Genomic DNA, 18475 nt, shown 5'->3' with positions numbered 1-18475 from the left:
ATTACGTAATTACGAATTTTGTCCGTTCCCTAATCCCCAATTGATAAAATGTAGTACACTCCGATTCATCAGTCCCAACTCACTGCGGTTCATCGGGTAGTGCCCCATCATAAGCGCATTCACATACATCATTTCTGTAGCAGCCGTGACCATCTGCGTATCGGTAGCTTCAAGAATCCGCGCCACCACCGGGTTGTTCAGATTAAAGTATAAGGTGGAATAACCCGAATTCTGCTGGACTCCTGCTTTCAGACTATCAAGCACATTGGAAAAAAGTGAGGTTGTCTCCTCAACCGTGTTTTCCATGGAGCGTAAGGTCAGTGCATCCTGAGAAATGGTATACAACACTGGCAAACTCGCAGGCTCAAAACGCTTCAACTCAGCGCGGCAACGCATCGGCTGCAAAGCAGCATCCATGACACGTAGCACACCGTAATAATTCTCGCGCTCTTCCTGTGTTAGCCCGGTAAATGAAAGAGATACTTCCTCAGGGCTAAGACGCTCTGTTTGTAGGTTAGAGTCAATCCAATGCAGCTTTTCCAAAATATCTGAATCATAAATATAGCCGCCATTGATCACCAACATGGATTGCGCCGCCGCCACATGCGTAATCTGACGATACTCATCTACTGTCGATGTGTAATGCAGTGGACGTCCGTCCGCCTCTCGGATCAGTTCTTTCAGCTCACGCCGCCCAAATGTACTTTCGAAGGAAAACCAACGGTACATTATCCGCAAAAATTCATCATCCTCCACGGCGAGCGCCTTCATGGACAGCTCATGCAAACGAATCCAGTGCTGCAAGCGGTCTGGCTCATACTGCGCCATGCGTAGCAGTTCTTCCCGAATACAGGTACCCAGTTCAGAACGAACATCGTCAAGCTGCTCATTTTCATAAAAATACTCACGTGATGCCGTTGGTTGCAATTCATCTGTCCAAATTAGGCTTTTAATGAAGAATGCCCATTCCGGCAAAACATTTTCCGCCTTGTCCGACACCAGCATATGCTTCAGGTACACCCGATGCAGCCGCTTGCTGTTCAGATTAACACTGCGAGGCAAAATGAATGCAATCCCGCCTGTTCTGCCCGATGCCGTCCGCAACGGTATAAAATCACTGAAGCGCTCCCCCATCAGGCGATAGCCTAAATCCAGCACCTCACTACGGCGACTCCGTAATTGCTCTGGGTCCTGCATCCAGCTCGTCGATGGAAGATTGACGCGCTTGGTCTCCCCGTCTACAGACAGCATGACCGGATACGGCAGCAACGCCCCATAATAGATTAAAGACTCCTCTACGTGCGCTGGCTCATAATAAAACTCACTTCCCGGCTTGCAGCGTAAATAAATTTGCGTCCCTACAGGCAGCTCGGTCTCCAATCGACGAATCGTATACGTCCCATCCGGCTTCCCTCTCCATTCCATGGAGATGCCTTCCTTCACCGAGCGGGTCAGCACTACAATTTCATCGCTCACCATAAAGCAGGATAGTAACCCAATCCCAAAGCGTCCGATAAACGAAGTCTCAGAAGCTAGCAAATCGGCTCCCTTCTTGGAAGACTGACCGATAATCGACAAAAAACGGTGAATGTCTTCTTCTGACAATCCAATGCCGTTATCCTGAATCATCAATACCTGATGCTCCCCAGAACCAGATAACTCCACGATGACTTTACCTTCATAGTCGTTACTCTCAGAAGCTGTATCTCCAAGAGCCTTGTCTTCTTTCAGTACTTTACTTTCAGCAACAACCTTCCGCAGCTCCTTGCGAGCCGTGATCGCATCTGTTGCATTTTGCAGAACCTCACGTATAAACACTCGTGGACTGCTATATAAATGATTGGCCAAAATATCAATCATACCGCCCAAGTTCACTTGAAAACGATATTGGTCTGTCTGACTCATACAGATCATTCCTTTCTCGAAATGCTACAACCACCATTTGGATTTAAATAGACTATCTTTTAAAGTATAACGTGGATTTAAGTCGGATTACACACCCTGCATTTCAGATATCAATACGTTGACAACGATATAACAGGGTCTTTTTTCACCTAGGAAGTCTGGAACTGGGTCTAATTAACTTCATAAAAATGTACGGAGTACGAGCACTTAGTGAATAAAGGTCATCTTTGTCTAGTTAAATTTAGTAATAAACATAATATTTATTTAAAATCCATCCTTCTCTTAAAAACCTATATCTATGGAGGGACAAATGGCTCATTTTACGCAAAAAGCTCGCATTGCCGCTCTTGTAATACTCTTACAAGAGAGAATGCGAGCTTATTTAGATACAGTCGAAGCTGTACCTTTTACAGAAAGGAATTAATGAGACTTAGCGAGACGGATAACGTTCCACGATGCTTTGCCCAAATGAGCTTTTACAATTCCGTCTTCAAGCTTGGCGTTGCCGCCGTTGTGAGGCGTAACTTTTTCACCGGCTGGACTGTTGGTCGCTTTAAGATCATCATGCTCCAATACAGTATGCTCGACAATGCGGTAGCCTTCAAAACTGCGTACATCTACTGTCAACTCCAGCGATTCAGACAAATGACGGTTCACTGCAAAGACAGTCAGTGCGTCTCCCTCTTCATCATAAACCACAGCGCTATCCAGATAAGGAATGTCTGTGAAGTCCTTGGAATCGTATTTTTCCGAATCTACGACAGGCATCAGCGATACCCCACGACCATAACGGGAGGCATGCAGATACGGATAGAAAATCGTTTGTTTCCACGCCTTTCCGTTATTCTCGGTCATGATTGGCGCAATAACATTGACCAGTTGGGCGAGGCAAGCCATTTTTACACGATCCGCGTGGCGCAGGAACGTAATCAACATGCTGCCTACCAACAATGCATCCTCAAAGTTATAGATATCCTCAAGCTGCGGTGGTGCCACAGACCACGGATCAATTTTTTTGTCCGCATCATTGGAGTGATACCACACGTTCCATTCGTCAAAGCTGAGCATCATTTTTTTCTTGCTGCGTTTCTTTGCTTTGATATAGTCACAAGTCGAAATGACCGTATGAATAAAATGATCCATATCCATAGAGCGTGCCAGATAATTAGCCGTATCATTGTCATGATTTCCGTAGTATTGGTGCAAGGAAATATAGTCGGCTACCTCATAGGTATGATCCAGCGTGGTTGCTTCCCATTCCGGGAACGTTGGCATCGTAGAACTGGAGCTGCCACAGGATACAAGCTCAATGTCAGGATCGATCAGCTTCATGGCTTTTGCAGATTCTACAGCTAGACGACCATATTCTTCTGCTGTCTTGTGGCCAATTTGCCATGGGCCATCCATCTCGTTACCAAGACACCAGGTTTTAATCTTATGTGGTTGCTCTACACCGTGACTACGACGTAGATCACTCCAATAGGAGCCACCTGTGTGGTTGCAATATTCCACCAGATTACGCGCAGCATCAATTCCGCGCGTACCCAGATTAACCGCCATCATGACTTCGGAACCTACATCCTTGGCCCACTTGAAAAATTCATTCGTACCCACTTCATTCGGCTCGACCGTTCTCCAAGCCAGCTCCAACTGTCTAGGTCTGGACGCGACAGGGCCGACACCGTCCTCCCAATTGTAACCGGATACAAAGTTGCCTCCCGGATAGCGTATAATAGGAACATCAAGCTGTTTTACCAACTCTTTAACATCATTTCGGAAACCGCTTTCATCACTAGTTGAATGAGTAGGCTCGTAAATGCCGCCATATACGGCACGCCCGAGATGCTCTACAAAAGAGCCATAAATGCGTTTATCGACTTCAGCAATACGAAAAGATTTGTCTACAATCATCTTTGCTTTTACAGCTGCTGCCACCTAAACCATCCTCTCTGAATGCGAAAATAAAATCCGTTGTACCACCAAGACTAAGAAGCCGTTTTATTTACGGTTTTAATATAACACACCATATTTATTATAGTCAACATTATTATTAAATACTTAATATATTTATTAACATTAATGATAAACGATAAGCAATTGGTTACGTACTTCAAAATATTTCGTTTTATAAACAAACTTATTGAGTGAATAACCACTTTGCTAAATAGTAATAACGGATTACTGATGCGTTCAAAGTAGTGCCTACTGCCATATCTTGCAGTCTGTTTTAAATAGTGAATATCAGTCTACCAACAGTTGTTCTAAATATGTATAAATACCACCTATATCACCCACGTTTAAATTCGAGAGGACCCCTTCTTTCAAATATCCCTGCTCTGTCCGTATAGATATATAAATGCGTTCAGTTTCCGCTTTCACCAGGATAGAAAGCTCAATATCAACGTCTAATAAAACTCGTTCTTTGGTGCAATGCGTAATATTCGTAGCCTCTACACACAAAATAGCAATATCCGTATAAGCGTTATATGCCATTGTACCCGCATTATATAACAGTTCCTGTAATCCATTGCTTGCATCCGAAGGGAGCGTATACTCCATATCATGCAACACTGCCGCGGACTGGTCCACCGCGATCCAGCTTTGATATCCATCCCGGGCAAATTCCCCTCTCAACTCATGCAAAAAATAAATAATGTCAATGCCCTTGTCATAATAAATACAAATAAGCGGAATGCGAGAATCCTCTATTGCGATTGCCTTCTCCCGCGTCATAAAGAGCCCCCCCTCTTGCTGCCACCAGCGCAAATAGCAAGATGAAAAATTCAGTGCGGGGATATGTCGTTGATTTTTAGAAATATGGACGACATTTTTTCCATAACGTGAAGCCAATTGCTCCACTTCCTGCAAACTCACTGGCTCCATTTCCCCTAGCAAGACAATCGTATCTGTAAGGCCGTATACCCGTTGTTCTCGCTCCCGCAGGATGGCTTGTTCGAAGATCGCAGCAATTTTGTCGCCAGGGAGTTGAGCTTCACATTGGGTCTGAAAATAATAGGGTGCTTTCGAACTAATTGCACAATCCTCTATAAACACATAGGCGCGCCGTATCCAATCCGGATGTCCGTAACGCATTACGGGGATTATGGTATCCTGTAGCGGATGATAACTATACTTATGTAAAATATGTTTTAGCTTTTCTATGGAAGGAACACGCTTGGACTTCTGCAAAACTTTACATACCTGTGCTGTAACGAATGGAGTGGCATAGCTATTGCTGTTGGGACATTGTACAGCCTCTCCAGCTGCACCTATCAGCTCATGCTTGGCAAAAGCGGTAAAATCGATACCACTTGAGAATGCTTTCTCAGCATCATATGTATATTGCCCTGCTGTGAGTATACCGCTATGATCGCAGCGCACACCAATCACATTAGCAAAAGAGGCCGGATAAGTAATAAGTCCTCCGTTTTGTGCAGCACATACCATAACTAATCCTGCCATAGCTGCATCATTTACAGCTTCCCGCAGCATGCTTCGATCTCGATAATTTATACTCCCCAGGCTGATATTGGCTACCTGCACATCATGCTTTACACACCAATCCAGCGCGGCACAAAGCTGAGTTGCATTTCCTTTTCTATCGTTCATTATTTTCACACTGCTAATGATCGCATCTGGAAAATACGTTTGTACAATAGCAGCACATAGCGTACCGTGATTTAAGGTACGTCCATCTTCTACGTCTCCATGAGCTATTTCGACGTTATATAATAATTGGGTGTTTAAAAAGCCAGCATTAACCCCGTCGTCAATAATGGCTACATGGATCTTGCCATTCATTTTTTCTCCCCCTGTCTCTTCGGATTGTGAAATGAATCTCACGGCTCTGTTCCGTTCCATTAGAGTAAGCGGAGGGTGCCTCTGCGAACGATAGCGTTCGTCTGAAAGCACCCTCCTAATTTAGCGAACCATGTACATGATAGCCGGATCAGACTGCAATATTTACCTTCGTGCCTGCAGTCTTCGCCCCGTCTTTAGCCGAGTCTAGATAGGCATTGAGCTCTTGTTCAGTCCACACCCTGTCTGCCTCTGCATTCGCCTCCTGCTCATCCTTAGGTTCAACCCGATCTGTAATCATCGGTTCGTTATTCACCGCTTCGCTGATACGCTCATTAATATTCGCAGCGATTTCCATGATCTTTCCATTAAGTCCTTCTGCCTTTTCACGCAAAGCCGCTGATTTTGCAGGGTTAGCGTTTTCCCACCCCTTAGCCTCGCTTCCCAATGTGATTTGTGCCGTTTTGGCTATTTTGGCACTCTTCAACTCATTGTTTGCAGATACAACACTATGCATTGTATAGGTGATCAATCTTTGCTGCTGCTCCTCAGCAGTCTTAGGCGTATATTCTTCCTTTTTGCCTTTCTGAGCTTCTTTTTTACTTTCCTCATCCATGCCTAAAGCCTTTTTTTGCTCTTCCAGTGACTGCTTTTGAATGTTCTCGTCAATTTGCTGAATCTGCTTATCTATCTCTTCCATTTCAGCTTTTACAGCTTCCGGACCGAGACCACGCTTGAGAGCATTACTTAAATAGTCCGAACGCCTCTCCATCAAACTTTGCTTTTGCTCTGTCAATTGTTGAATAACCTTGTTTTGTGGCTTGCCTATACCCTTCCTTTCAGCCTGAGCGGAAAGGGAATGCCGTAGTTCAAGTCGGTTGTTATCTGCGGTGCGGAACGGCGATTGGTGAGATGATGTAAATGATACATTCATCCTAAAACCTCCAATTCTCTTCTAAATGAGGATTTTTCAAAAATCCTGAAATAAGTGATTCTAGAGGTATATCGGATTTTTTTGTATGTTTTTGTATGTTTTATCATCATTTTCACAAATCCTTCATCCCTTTTCCACTGTTAAGCAGTCCTTTATCGTCTCATACAAGCTGTTATATGTAAGCAACCCCCCTCCCACTATACGCTCTTCCGGAATTAGGATAGCAAAGCTTTTTTCCACTTCAAATAATAGATATACCAGATCTCTGGGGAACAACCCCATATCAGGACCCAGTAATGTAGCCTCTTTATTTATCTCACCCGCTTTTATTTTAAAAAGCTTCCAAAATATATTTTCCAGTTTCATTCCTGTTCCCGTTACATCCTGAGTAAAGTTCATGTTCTTCCCTCCATTACAACTGAACTACGTGATGATCAACCGAAAAATAATGTAAAATATCCTTCGTCAGCCTATTCATATCTTCATCGTTGGACAGATGGAGTACAGGCACGGAATAATTGGAAAACTCCTGCTTTTTCTCTTCCACGAAACGATGATCAACAGATGCATATTGCATATTGACTGTGGAAGAAGAGTAACTGTCGAATACATTGTTACATATGGCATATCCTAATAATGAAGAGGAAAAACGGTTTTCCATGTACTGTTTCACATGCTCCAAATATTTTATATTGTATTCATCATAGTGAAGACAACAGATTAGGCCATCCGCTCTAACAGCGCGGGATACCAAAAATGAGGTTACTCCAAAATAATTCGTGAACGTATTGTTAAAGGGAACAATCCCACCTGGAATGCCCACGAGTATTAGATCAGGCTTTTCGCTCTGCTCTATTTTTTTCAAATACCGATTAAACATGATAATCTTCTGGGTTTCCGTCATACCGCTCTCAAACATAAACTGTGGAAAAGAATGTGCACCAATCAGCTCCCCGCATCCATTAGATGTGATTTGCGACACCCGATATCCTTGTGCTTCAAGCTTCTGCCGAAGGTTAAGCTGCAAATTAAGCTTATGCGTTCGCTCGTTCAGCCCTAATACAAACAGAACCGGTGTAAAAAAATCATGAATAACAGAGCCCGGGTCAGGCGGTAAAATATCTTTCGTGCGTACATCAAATGTATTTTTTAAAATCAGCTTGTCATCTTGCTCCTCACAGGGTTCGATGAATTCCATACATGAGTCTGGCAAAGTGAAATTACACATGACTTTTTTGCCAAGTTGTCCAGCCTTCTTGATCACGGGAAGATACACCTCAGCTACATCCAGCTTGAAATTGGATTTCACCAGTAATATGGCATCACAACGCTCCATTTCTTGCTCCAAACAAGACTCTGGCTTCACTATGAAGCCTGTCACTTCCCCCTTGTCCGTTACACAGGCATCTTTCCCGATCATACCCGACCCTTGAAAAGAAATAAGTACAACTTCCTCATAACTTCCTAATAGATTCAAGTTCCTAACCAGGGCTATCGTTTCATAATCAAACGGAAAAATGATTAATTTATTGGTCATGGAGACACCCCTCATGCTTTTTCAAAATCGAGAATCGTATCCTCGGAGAAATCATAGCCCAGCTCATTCATCATGCAATAATCAAGTAAGGTGTGCCTAATATCATTTTTGACTACCGAACAATGACTCAGCTTCTTTTCTTTGGACAAGGTATGCAAATCATCTGCTACAGCAACACACAGCGTACAAAAACGGAAATTCCAACAGTTTTTACATGCATCCTCCGTGATTGTCCCTACATTCAAAATCTGGCTGATTTTATCCACTTCAAAGCCTGTGTCCACTTTTCCAATCTGCACCACCTCCGACTGCTCACTGACCCGTTCACATGGATACAGATTTCCATGCACATCCGCAAACAATCGCTGTACACCAGGCACACAGGGTCCACCATGATGCGCTTCTATCGGCATTCCCGCAGAAGGCTTTCTATAATGAAACATTCGGAAATACATCTGAATATAATAGTCCTTAATCAGCTTGGAGACATGATTTTCATCTACTCTTCCAAACTTGGAAAGCATCATTTTAACTACCTCATAGCCTCTCTGCTCAATAAATTCATTTCTGTACAAAATTTCATCCTTCACATAAGCATCGTTAATGTAGGACGACCGTACACTGTACAGACTTTCGAAGGTTTCATAATTCGTATAAAAATCATTGATACATCCAAAATCATTACGGGTATCCAGCACCACATTAAAATTAATCCATTCAAAGAGGTCCGGGTAATTTCTCTTAATTTTATCCACATTGGCAATAATCGTATCGAAGGTCCCCCGCCCGTTAACAGCAAATCGTCTGTTTCTGTCATGATTCTCTTGATCTCCGTCCAGACTGATCGTAAGCACAAAACGATGTTCATCCAGAAAGGCCAAAATATCGTCATTAAGCAGCGTACCATTGGTCGTCAAATGAAAGCCTACATCTCTATACGCTACCTGCTCCTTGATATATTCCACACACTTCTTGACCAACGGAAAATTAATAAGCGGCTCTCCCCCATAAAAACCAAAATCCAAACGGTCACTGTCTACTGACCTATCAATGACAAAATCAATACACTTGCGCGCCGTCTCAAAATCCATCATCAGACTCGTATGACCTCGATTGTCATATCCTCCTGAATAAACGCAGTAAGAGCATCTAAGATTGCAATTTTGAGTTACCTGTAAGGTGAGGGTCTTCAGCTGATGCTGAAGCATATGCTCCAGGTGCTTTGTCTTGGGATGATTCATAATCTGCGGACGCTGTGAAGATAAAAATCCGTTATCCAACAAGTCACGGATATACTGCTGCAATTCCGGTGTAGCCTCCATCTGATCCAGGTCGAAGCTGGAATGCGAATTCAGGAAATGGTAAGCCTCCTCTTTAATCCGCAAGATCAAGTTGGTATTTACATCATATGCATAATGGTGGAGTCTCGTCTGAAATGTGTATATAAAGGGTTGGCACATGTTCATGATTCACACCTACTCTGTTTTGATGTGGACAGAAGCCTGGAATGCCCAGGCTCCTCCATACAGATACAAGCTTAATAATTACCAATTCCAGTTCCGTTATCTCTGCGATAAGAACCGTCACTTTCACGCTGAGTATTGGAGCTTCGAGTCAAACTGCCTGCGCAATAACAGGAGCAAGGACAATAACAGGAACAACCACAGCCAAATGCCTCAATCGTGTCGCCTACATTCGTGCTTCTTTTCACAAGCTTACGCATGTTAAACTACTCCTCCCATTCATGATATGATTTAAAAAGGTGTTCACCTATACTAATTCCGTACATGGTGTTAAATCACACTATGAAAGCGTTTGTTTTTTTCATCATTTTATGGAGACCTCTTCTTCCCCTAATACCCATCCTCTGTATTCTGCATGACAGGTCATAAAATGGGAGTGTGATCCTATTTGGGCTGGTTCGCCGTTCTCCAACAAAATAACTCTATCGACATGCGCTAATATCTCGCTGCGATGTGTAACGATGATTACGGTCTTGTCACGCAACCGGGTCTTCAACAATTGCTGAACATTTAGCCTAGCTGCTGTGTCTAGATTGGAGGTCACCTCATCGAGAATAAACAAGGGCGCTTCCCTGATCAATGCCCGGGCCATAGCAATTTTCTGTCTTTGCCCACCCGACAATCTGGAGCCATTCGAGCCTATGGGGAAGTCATCTGCCGAGTTCCGAACCAATTCTTCCAGACCAACCTCCGCGATAATGGCCTCTATTGCATCATTAGTGACTTCTGTGCCTATGCGGATATTGCCAAAAATAGTAGTATCAAATAAATACACCTGCTGACTGACCAAAGCTATTTGACTTCGATACTCATCTATTTCATAGCTTTGAATGTCAATGCCGTCATAAGTGATTATCCCTTGATCAGGCTGGCTGAATCTCATAATCAGATCCAGCAACGTAGACTTCCCTGCCCCATTTGCTCCAATGATAGCTACTTTTTCCCCTCGGGCAATCCTAAAGCTCACGTGGGGCAGTACGGGTTCGTCCTTGGTATAGGAAAAAGAAACATTATGAAATGCAATGTGATCTTCGAATGGCGGCTCAGTTAGTAAAGACGCTGGAGTGAATGAATTAGATGTTTCTTCCTCTGCCCAATCCAAGAACTGATAATATCGAATGGCGGAGGGAACGACTTCAGCCAGCATATAGCCAATGTTTAAAATAGCGAATACAGGAGTGGTAACATAAGCACTGTAAGAAACAAAGGCAAAAATCCCACCTACAGTAAGCTGTAAACGAAAGATAAGATTAGCACCCACAACGTACAAAAGCATCATTAGAAGCTGAATTAGAATAGATTCCGAAGCGATATTCCAGGCGTCCAGAAGTGATAATTTTCGTTCTGATTCTACAATTCGACGCTGCTTGGATGAGAACTGCTGATGCTTATGTGGAATAAGACCAAACATTCGCTGCTCCTTCATGCCCCCGACAGATTCCCCAAACCACTGAGCAAAATCACTACTGCCTTCAATTAAATCCCCCACCAGTTTTTTTCTACGCTTCACAAAATACTTCACCACAACATATTTGATGGGTAAAAAGCACAGTACGATTACAGTCATTTTCCAGTTAATGAGCAGCAAACCACATAAACCACCAATCATGCTGAACGCCTGCATAATGACAAAAAATACTCCACTATCTGTGATCCTCGATACATTGCCTACATCCGTGCCAATTTGGTTCAGCAGCTCCGCTTCATTGGTTCGGTTAAAATAACTCATTCGTACTCTTGTCAGATGCAGATACGCCTTTTCAAATAATGAAAAGGTAACCTGTGCGCTTAAGCCTGCCCGAAAGGTTTCTTTACACACATTCAGCAGCTTATCCAAGCAAACGATTAAAAACGCAGCAGAAGTGTACAGGATTACAGCCTGCATATTCCCTTTCAGGAGACCTTGATCCACAATAATCTTGCTTGTTAAAGGCAATAATATATTCAAGCCCGCTGATAGGATGAGACATATCAAAATGATAGTGACCGTCTTCAGATAAGGTCTAAATGTTGCTGCCAAACGTTTATATACTATGGATTCTTTCATCCTTTCCCCCCTTTCACCAGGTGCACCCTCTCCCCCTATTAACTAATTCCGTATCAGAATCAAAATCACCCTAAAATATCTTTTAACTGTTCTAGTAATTCCACATTTACGAGATTAAATATGATTTATGTCATTCTTGAAAATTGGAATTAATGTATATGATTGGCACATACAAAAATCATTTATTTTTTTATCCGTCCAAAGGGGGCTTGAACAAATGCCGACTACGATGGTTATCGACTGTTGCAAAGAGGATCAGTGCAGAGGTAGTTCCAGATGCTTTTACAGAAAAATTTGTGAACTTTATCTGAGTGAGGTATATCGTTTCTGTATGCATTTAATCAAGAATCAGTCTTGCTTTACATTTATGGCAGAAGAATGTACACAAGATACTTTTGTAGCGGCAAGACAGCAATTGGTCAAGCTCAAACATCACCCCAATGTAAAGGGTTGGCTATACCTTACGGCTAAAAATCTTATATATAAATCATTTAGGTGCTACTATACACAAAAAAAGCATGAAACTACGCTTGAATGTGAGAAGATCTGTAGTTTTTCAAATTCGGTAGAGGAGGAGTGGGAAAATCGTAGATTGGGAGATGTGGATACGGTTATCGTTAATATTCTAATGCAGCTTTCCAACATTGAATATACACTCTATGAAGACTACTTTTGTCGACAACTGGCTGTGCCCCTGCTCGCTACCAAATATAATATTTCGGTTACGGCTACAACGACTCGAATCTACAGACTGAAAAGAAAACTTCGTACATTATCCCATCAATATTGTCTAACTCATATATAAATATATCTATGTAAAGTAAAAACAGCGGAGCCCCTCTCCCAAAGAGAAGCTCCGCTGTTCGTTCTTGTGACTATGACTTGTATTCATACTACACTATTACTTAATCCCCGAAATCGTGTAGTTCTCAATAATATACTTTTGGAAAACAATGAAGATAATCATGATCGGAACGACCATGAAGGTCGAGCCTGCCATTTGAAGAGCAAATTGACTTTCGTTCTGCCCCTTGAGCAGTGACAGCCCGACGGACAAGGTGTACAGCTTCTCATCGTTCGCAATAATGAGCGGCCACAGGAAGCTATTCCATCCACCAATAAAGGTTAAAATGGCCTGTACTGCCAGAATTGGTGTCGAGATAGGCAATACGATTTGCAGAAAAGTACGGAACTCCCCTGCTCCATCGAGACGTGTCGCCTCCAGCAGTTCTTCCGGGATATCGGACATGAACTGCCGGAACAGGAAGATCGCGAACGCACCTACCAATCCAGGAAGGACAATCCCTAGCATGGAATTGGTCAATCCCATCTGGTTCAGGATCAAGTAGACGGGAATCATCGTCACTTGACCTGGAATCATCATCGTTGCCAGTACCAGGTAGAATAGAAACCCTTTGCCTTTAAATTGGAATTTGGCAAAGCCATAACCTGCCATGGCATTCAGGAATAATCCGAAGAAGGAAGCTAAAACAATGATCAGCGTATTCGTCAGATAGGTTCCAAAAGCCATGCTATCGAATAGTAATTTAAAATTATCCAGTGTAAAATGCTGCGGCCAGATGGTCGGAGGAATTTTGGTTACCTCACTCTCTGTCTTAAAGGAGGATAAAATCATCCACGCAAAAGGCAGCACCATCAACAGACCTCCCACGGTCAGGAGAATCGCCACGAACCATTGAAATGTTTTTTCACCACTGCGCGTATTGGCGCGGGCTTGCTGAACAGCTGTTTTCACGTTCATCACCTCTCTCTATCAGGACTCCGCTTTATTTTGCAAACGGAACTGAATCAGCGTCACCGCGATGATCGCGAAGAACAGAATGAACGATCCCGCCGCGGCATACCCGAATTTACTAAATTGGAAGCCGTTATTGTAAATGAACAGGGATGCTGTCAGCGTGCCATCGAGCGGTTTCCCTTTAGTCATGACAAACGGTTCCTCGAAAAATTGCAGCCAGCCAATCATCGTCGTGATGGACACGAAGAAAATAGCGTAACGAAGCTGCGGAAGCGTAATATAACGAATTTGCTGCCATGTATTGGCACCGTCAAGCTGAGCCGCTTCATAATAAGAACCCGGAATCCCTTTAATAGCCGCAATAAAAATAATCATGTTTAAGCCGATGCCCCGCCAAACTGCCAACACAATCAACGAAACCTTCGCTACTGTTGGATCGGTCAGCCATGGGACGGGACCTAAATTCATCAGACCAAGTACGTAGTTGAATAATCCAAGCGTCGGATTATACAGATAACTCCAAACCACTGCGACCGCAACCACATTCGTTACGGACGGCAGATAGAACACGACGCGGAATACTTTGAAAGCACGTGATTTCCCCATGTTAATCAGAATCGCGATGCTAAGCGAAAATATCAGCACCAACGGAACACCGATGATGACGAAGAACAGGGTATTACCAAGGGACTTTATAAAGGAAGGGTCCATTAGTACGTTTGTATAATTTTCCAGACCTATAAAGCGAATACTATCATAATTAACGAGTCCTGACAGATCCATATCCGTGAAGCTGATTACGAGCGCCAGTAGAATCGGCAACAGCGAAAACAGCGTCAACAGGATGATGGAGGGACCGATAAACAAGTATGGCGCAAGCTTCTGCGAGCTTCCTTTCATGCCTTCACTCCCTTTGACAATGGCGGATATGGATCATTATTTTTTCATAATACTTGCAGCCTGCTGATTAAAGTCATCCATTTCCTTCTGTACGTCCGCTTGACCACGGTAAACACGCTCAAAGCTCTTGATGAATTGTTGAGAAACCTCTTCCCATGCTGCCAGTTGCGGCAATGCTGCGGAATGGTCCAGCTGTTTACGAATCGTTTGAAGCATCGGATCACTCTTAAGCTTGGCATCTTCCCACGATTTAGTAGCCGCAGGCAAGTTGCTGGACAGTTCCATCCATTTTAGCTGCGTTTCTGGTTTGCTCATGTAAGCCATGAATTTGGCCGACTCCTCTGGGTGCTTGCTGAATTGCATAATTGAAAGGTTCGCTCCACCCAAAACGGACAGGTTGTTTACTTTGCCAGGAAGCTCTGCTATATTCCATTTACCTTCCAGTTCTGGTGCCTTGCTCTTGATTTCTTTAATCATAAAAGGACCACTGATAAACATTGGAACGATACCATCACCTTGTAAACCTTGAACAGAGTCAATTCCAATATCCACTGCGTTAGAGCCGTTTTGGAAAAAAGTATTCAAATACTTCACAGCATCTACAAACGGTGGTTGGTTGAACAACGGATTGCCCTGCTCGTCAACCAGTTTGGAACCGTTCTGGAGAGCAAACATAAAGCCCATAGACTGCTCCTTTGCACTAAAGGAGATACCATATTTGCCTTTGCCCCGAGCCGCCAGCTTTTGGGCAGCATCGGAAAGCTCTTCCCACGTTTTAGGTGCTTCATTATATCCGACTTGTTTCAGTAGGTCGGAACGATAGAACAAAACTCTCGTTTCAGTGTACCAAGGCACACCGACCGGTTTCCCTTCAAATTTTGTCGTACCTACAGCACCCTCGAAGAAATTCTTCGATTCCAGTTCAGGATACTTGCTGATATAAGGGGTAATATCCGTCAATGCACCCGCAGACGCAAGTTCGGGAACCCATGATGTACCTAACTGAACCACGTCAGGACCGGATTTTGAAGCAACTGCTGTCAGCAGCTTATCGTGAGCGTTATCCCAAGGCAATGCCTGTACATCAACGTGAATATCTGGATTTTCTTTCTCAAAATCTTTTACAATTTCAGGAAGCAGTTTTCCTTCTGCTCCCATGCCCCACATGGTGATGGTCGTCTTGCCGTTCGCATCTTTGCCAGACGAATCATCCTTGGACGAGCAGCCTGCCAGCGCGCCCCCCAGTAATAAGGTACTTGCCAAAATGATCCCCAACGTTCTTTTCATCATACGAATTCCTCCCGAGATGATCGGTTTACCGATCATGCAATATGATAACGGATTCAAATACGAGGATTTTGCAAAAATACAATTAGCGACTTTCATTGAACAATATATAAAACGAAATGGTCTAGTTCATCTATATATTGCACTTTGGAGCGACTGGAATCGAATTTTGCAAAATCCTGATGCATGTAAATACATAGCGATTAAAGCATACCGCTATAACACTTATGTTCAAAGCACAAGGACCATACCCGTCAATAGAAACGTTTCGATAGTCATTATAGAACAAATTGAAACCGTATTCAATAGCAATATTATTTTTTATTTGCTCGGAATCCTGACTTTTTTTCGTTTTTATCATCTTTATTACGCTATTTAGCCTATAAGAACCCGCTGAATTGGATTTGACTCTCCATTTGAAAGCGTATATAATCCAACTGAGTTCAACAATAGAAACGTTTCGATTAATAATACGACAGAATATTATGCTTCTATACTAGCTATTAGCCTGTTCAGCACTTTTTTGAATCATCTTTATCCAAAAAATCTCATGAATCTGAAAAAGAGAGCTGTCCACCAACAATACAGCTTATGGAGGATTATGATGGAACAACACCTGAATTCCTATTTAGAAAACATGACGCTTGAAGAAAAAGTCGATCAACTGCTACAGCTTGTAGGTGCCTTCTTTGAAGAAGCGGGAACAGATAGTCAAATTACCGGTCCTATGGCTTCTCTCGGCATCACAGAAGAAAATGTCCATAACGTCGGTTCCGTGCTTGGCCTCGCAGGGGCTAAAGAAGCGATTCGTGTTCAGCAGGCTCATTTGAGTAAAAACCGTCTGGGTATTCCGCTTTTAATTATGGCAGATATTGTACACGGCTTCAAAACGATTTTCCCTATACCGCTGGCTATTGGTTGCTCATGGGATATGCAGCTGGCAGAAGAGAGCGCTACCATTGCCGCCCGAGAAGCGGCTGTATCCGGTGTTCACGTCACATTCGCCCCTATGGTCGATTTGGTGCGTGACCCGCGCTGGGGCCGTGTGATGGAATCTACAGGGGAAGACCCTTACCTCAACAGCGAATTTGCTCGTGCGTTTGTGCGCGGATTTCAGGGTAAAGATCTGACGAATGATACCGAGCGGGTAGCCGCATGCGTGAAGCACTTTGCTGCATATGGAGCCGGTGAAGGCGGACGTGATTACAATACCGTAGATGTATCCGCATGGCAGCTGCGAGAGTATTATCTCCCCTCCTACAAAGCTGCTTTAGATGAAGGCTGCGAAATGGTGATGACGTCCTTCAATACCGTAGAAGGCGTAGCCGCAACGGGCAATAAGCGCCTGATGCGTGATCTGCTTCGTGATGAATGGGGCTTTGATGGTGTACTCATCTCGGATTGGGCCGCCATCAAGGAGCTTATCCCTCACGGCATCGCCGAGGATGAGCGCGAGGCCGCGAAGAAAGCACTGCTGGCTGGCGTAGATATCGAAATGATGACCTCCTGCTATAACGGGCATCTGCCTGAGCTGGTTCGCAGCGGACAGCTGGATGAAGCGCTCATTGATGAAGCAGTGATGCGTATATTGAAACTCAAGCAAAAGCTGGGCTTGTTCGAAAATCCGCTACGCGGCGCAGACCCTGAGCGTGAACGTAAAGTTGTGTTCTGCGACGCTCATCGCACAGTTGCCAAAGAATTAGCTATTAAATCTTGCGTGTTGCTCAAAAATGATTCCGTTCTTCCATTGAATCGCAATCAGCATATTGCGTTGATCGGACCTTTTGCAGAGAGCGGTGATATCCTAGGCTCTTGGTCGTGGAGCGGTTCACAGGAGGAAGCTATTCGCGTTGTCGACGGGTTCCAATCGAAAATATCCTCCTCGCTGCTCACGGTTGCGGCAGGTTGCTCTATCGACGATATAACTGAGGAGCAATATGCGGAAGCTCTGCAAGCAGCCAGCCAAGCAGAGGTTATCGTGTTGGCGCTTGGTGAGCGCTCCGATATGAGTGGTGAAGCAGGCAGCCGTTCCAATATTCGCCTGCCACAAGCCCAGTTGGAACTGGTGAAGCGCCTGAAGACGCTGAACAAGCCTATGGTAGCCGTATTATTTAATGGTCGTCCGTTGGATCTGCACGGTGTTATTGAAGAAGCAGACGCCGTATTGGAAGCCTGGTTCCCTGGTGGTGAAGGCGGCGCGGCGATTGCCGATTTGTTGTACGGTGATGCCGAACCTACGGGTCGTCTGACCATGTCCTTCCCGCAATCGGTGGGACAGGTGCCCGTGTATTACAATCATTTTAATACGGGACGCCCGCAGTTAGATCCGAATACAAAAGAACGCTACGTGTCCCAATATCTAGACGTACCAAACGAACCTTTATTCCCGTTCGGCTATGGACTGAGCTACACCGATGTAGCCTATGACAGCGTACAGCTTTCCGGCGATACCCTTATACCTGGTCAGGAACTGACCATTAAAGTGCAGGTAACGAACACAGGAACACGTCCGGTCGAGGAAACCGTCCAGTTCTATGTTCGTGATATCAGCGGCGATACGGTTCGTCCAATGAAAGAACTGAAAGATTTCTGCAAAGTCCTTCTTGCCCCAGGCGAAAGCCGGGAGGTGGAATTTGCATTGACCGAGCCTCAGCTGCGCTATCATCATGCAGATTTGAGCTTCAGCAGTGATAGCGGTGAATTTGCCGTCTTTACAGGACCTAACAGCCGAGATACTAGTGAAATCCGTTTTCGGTTAGTGAAATAAACAGGAAAGTGAGGCGTT

The 18475-nt window shown here is 44.0% G+C and carries 14 protein-coding genes; 2 read left to right on the top strand and 12 right to left on the bottom strand.

The features are described 5' to 3' along the window. Positions 1 to 9 precede the first annotated feature (9 nt). From NSQ58_RS06735 to NSQ58_RS06695, 9 genes are all read right to left on the bottom strand, one after another. Positions 10 to 1905: an HSP90 family protein gene (locus NSQ58_RS06735; protein WP_069080767.1), complete on the bottom strand. Its 1896-nt coding sequence runs from the start codon at positions 1903 to 1905 to the stop codon at positions 10 to 12. Positions 1906 to 2325: 420 nt separating this feature from the next. After that, positions 2326 to 3840 (bottom strand): arabinosylfuranosidase ArfA, encoded by a 1515-nt coding sequence (arfA, locus tag NSQ58_RS06730; protein ID WP_025723872.1) that lies wholly within the window; start codon positions 3838 to 3840, stop codon positions 2326 to 2328. A gap of 306 nt (positions 3841 to 4146) precedes the next feature. Continuing rightward, positions 4147 to 5706, bottom strand: coding sequence for a S8 family serine peptidase (locus NSQ58_RS06725; protein WP_341057075.1), 1560 nt, complete (start codon positions 5704 to 5706; stop codon positions 4147 to 4149). A gap of 148 nt (positions 5707 to 5854) precedes the next feature. Beyond that, on the bottom strand, positions 5855 to 6637 hold the full coding sequence (locus NSQ58_RS06720; protein WP_028541963.1) for a hypothetical protein: 783 nt from the start codon (positions 6635 to 6637) through the stop codon (positions 5855 to 5857). A 123-nt stretch (positions 6638 to 6760) separates the two neighbouring features. Continuing rightward, on the bottom strand, positions 6761 to 7036 hold the full coding sequence (locus NSQ58_RS06715) for a peptide maturation system acyl carrier-related protein (protein WP_076295745.1): 276 nt from the start codon (positions 7034 to 7036) through the stop codon (positions 6761 to 6763). 13 nt (positions 7037 to 7049) lie between these two features. Continuing rightward, positions 7050 to 8174 carry a TIGR04066 family peptide maturation system protein gene (locus NSQ58_RS06710; RefSeq protein WP_023986626.1) on the bottom strand — a complete coding sequence of 375 codons (1125 nt, stop codon included), beginning with the start codon at positions 8172 to 8174 and terminating at the stop codon, positions 7050 to 7052. An 11-nt stretch (positions 8175 to 8185) separates the two neighbouring features. Then, positions 8186 to 9640 carry a Cys-rich peptide radical SAM maturase CcpM gene (ccpM, locus tag NSQ58_RS06705; RefSeq protein WP_237448956.1) on the bottom strand — a complete coding sequence of 485 codons (1455 nt, stop codon included), beginning with the start codon at positions 9638 to 9640 and terminating at the stop codon, positions 8186 to 8188. A 71-nt stretch (positions 9641 to 9711) separates the two neighbouring features. Continuing rightward, positions 9712 to 9897, bottom strand: coding sequence for a CLI_3235 family bacteriocin precursor (locus NSQ58_RS06700; protein ID WP_071559456.1), 186 nt, complete (start codon positions 9895 to 9897; stop codon positions 9712 to 9714). Positions 9898 to 10001: 104 nt separating this feature from the next. After that, the gene (locus NSQ58_RS06695) at positions 10002 to 11744 is read right to left on the bottom strand and encodes an ABC transporter ATP-binding protein (RefSeq protein WP_338533128.1); all 1743 of its coding nucleotides are present in this window, start codon (positions 11742 to 11744) and stop codon (positions 10002 to 10004) included. Between the two features lie 127 nt (positions 11745 to 11871). On the opposite strand from NSQ58_RS06695, the gene NSQ58_RS06690 reads away from it, so the two are divergent. Then, entirely contained in the window at positions 11872 to 12549 is a 678-nt protein-coding gene (locus tag NSQ58_RS06690) for an RNA polymerase sigma factor (protein ID WP_336297608.1), read from the top strand. 96 nt (positions 12550 to 12645) lie between these two features. Here the strand turns inward: NSQ58_RS06690 and NSQ58_RS06685 are convergent, their stop codons facing one another. Genes NSQ58_RS06685 through NSQ58_RS06675 form a run of 3 tightly spaced genes read right to left on the bottom strand, consistent with a single transcriptional unit; the run spans position 12646 to position 15693 of the window. Beyond that, positions 12646 to 13500 carry a carbohydrate ABC transporter permease gene (locus tag NSQ58_RS06685; RefSeq protein WP_071559705.1) on the bottom strand — a complete coding sequence of 285 codons (855 nt, stop codon included), beginning with the start codon at positions 13498 to 13500 and terminating at the stop codon, positions 12646 to 12648. Between the two features lie 18 nt (positions 13501 to 13518). Next, positions 13519 to 14403, bottom strand: a complete 885-nt coding sequence (locus tag NSQ58_RS06680) for a carbohydrate ABC transporter permease (RefSeq protein WP_028541958.1) — start codon at positions 14401 to 14403, stop codon at positions 13519 to 13521. Positions 14404 to 14439: 36 nt separating this feature from the next. Continuing rightward, positions 14440 to 15693, bottom strand: a complete 1254-nt coding sequence (locus NSQ58_RS06675; protein WP_028541957.1) for an extracellular solute-binding protein — start codon at positions 15691 to 15693, stop codon at positions 14440 to 14442. A 601-nt stretch (positions 15694 to 16294) separates the two neighbouring features. Between NSQ58_RS06675 and NSQ58_RS06670 the strand changes: the two genes are divergently transcribed. Further along, positions 16295 to 18457 (top strand): glycoside hydrolase family 3 N-terminal domain-containing protein, encoded by a 2163-nt coding sequence (locus NSQ58_RS06670; RefSeq protein WP_341057752.1) that lies wholly within the window; start codon positions 16295 to 16297, stop codon positions 18455 to 18457. Positions 18458 to 18475: the final 18 nt, after the last annotated feature.

This window comes from Paenibacillus sp. FSL M7-0134, assembly GCF_038007865.1.
GTDB lineage: Bacteria > Bacillota > Bacilli > Paenibacillales > Paenibacillaceae > Paenibacillus > Paenibacillus polymyxa_B.
Note: the sequence above shows the minus strand (reverse complement) of the source record. Positions and strands in the feature narration are given on the sequence as shown.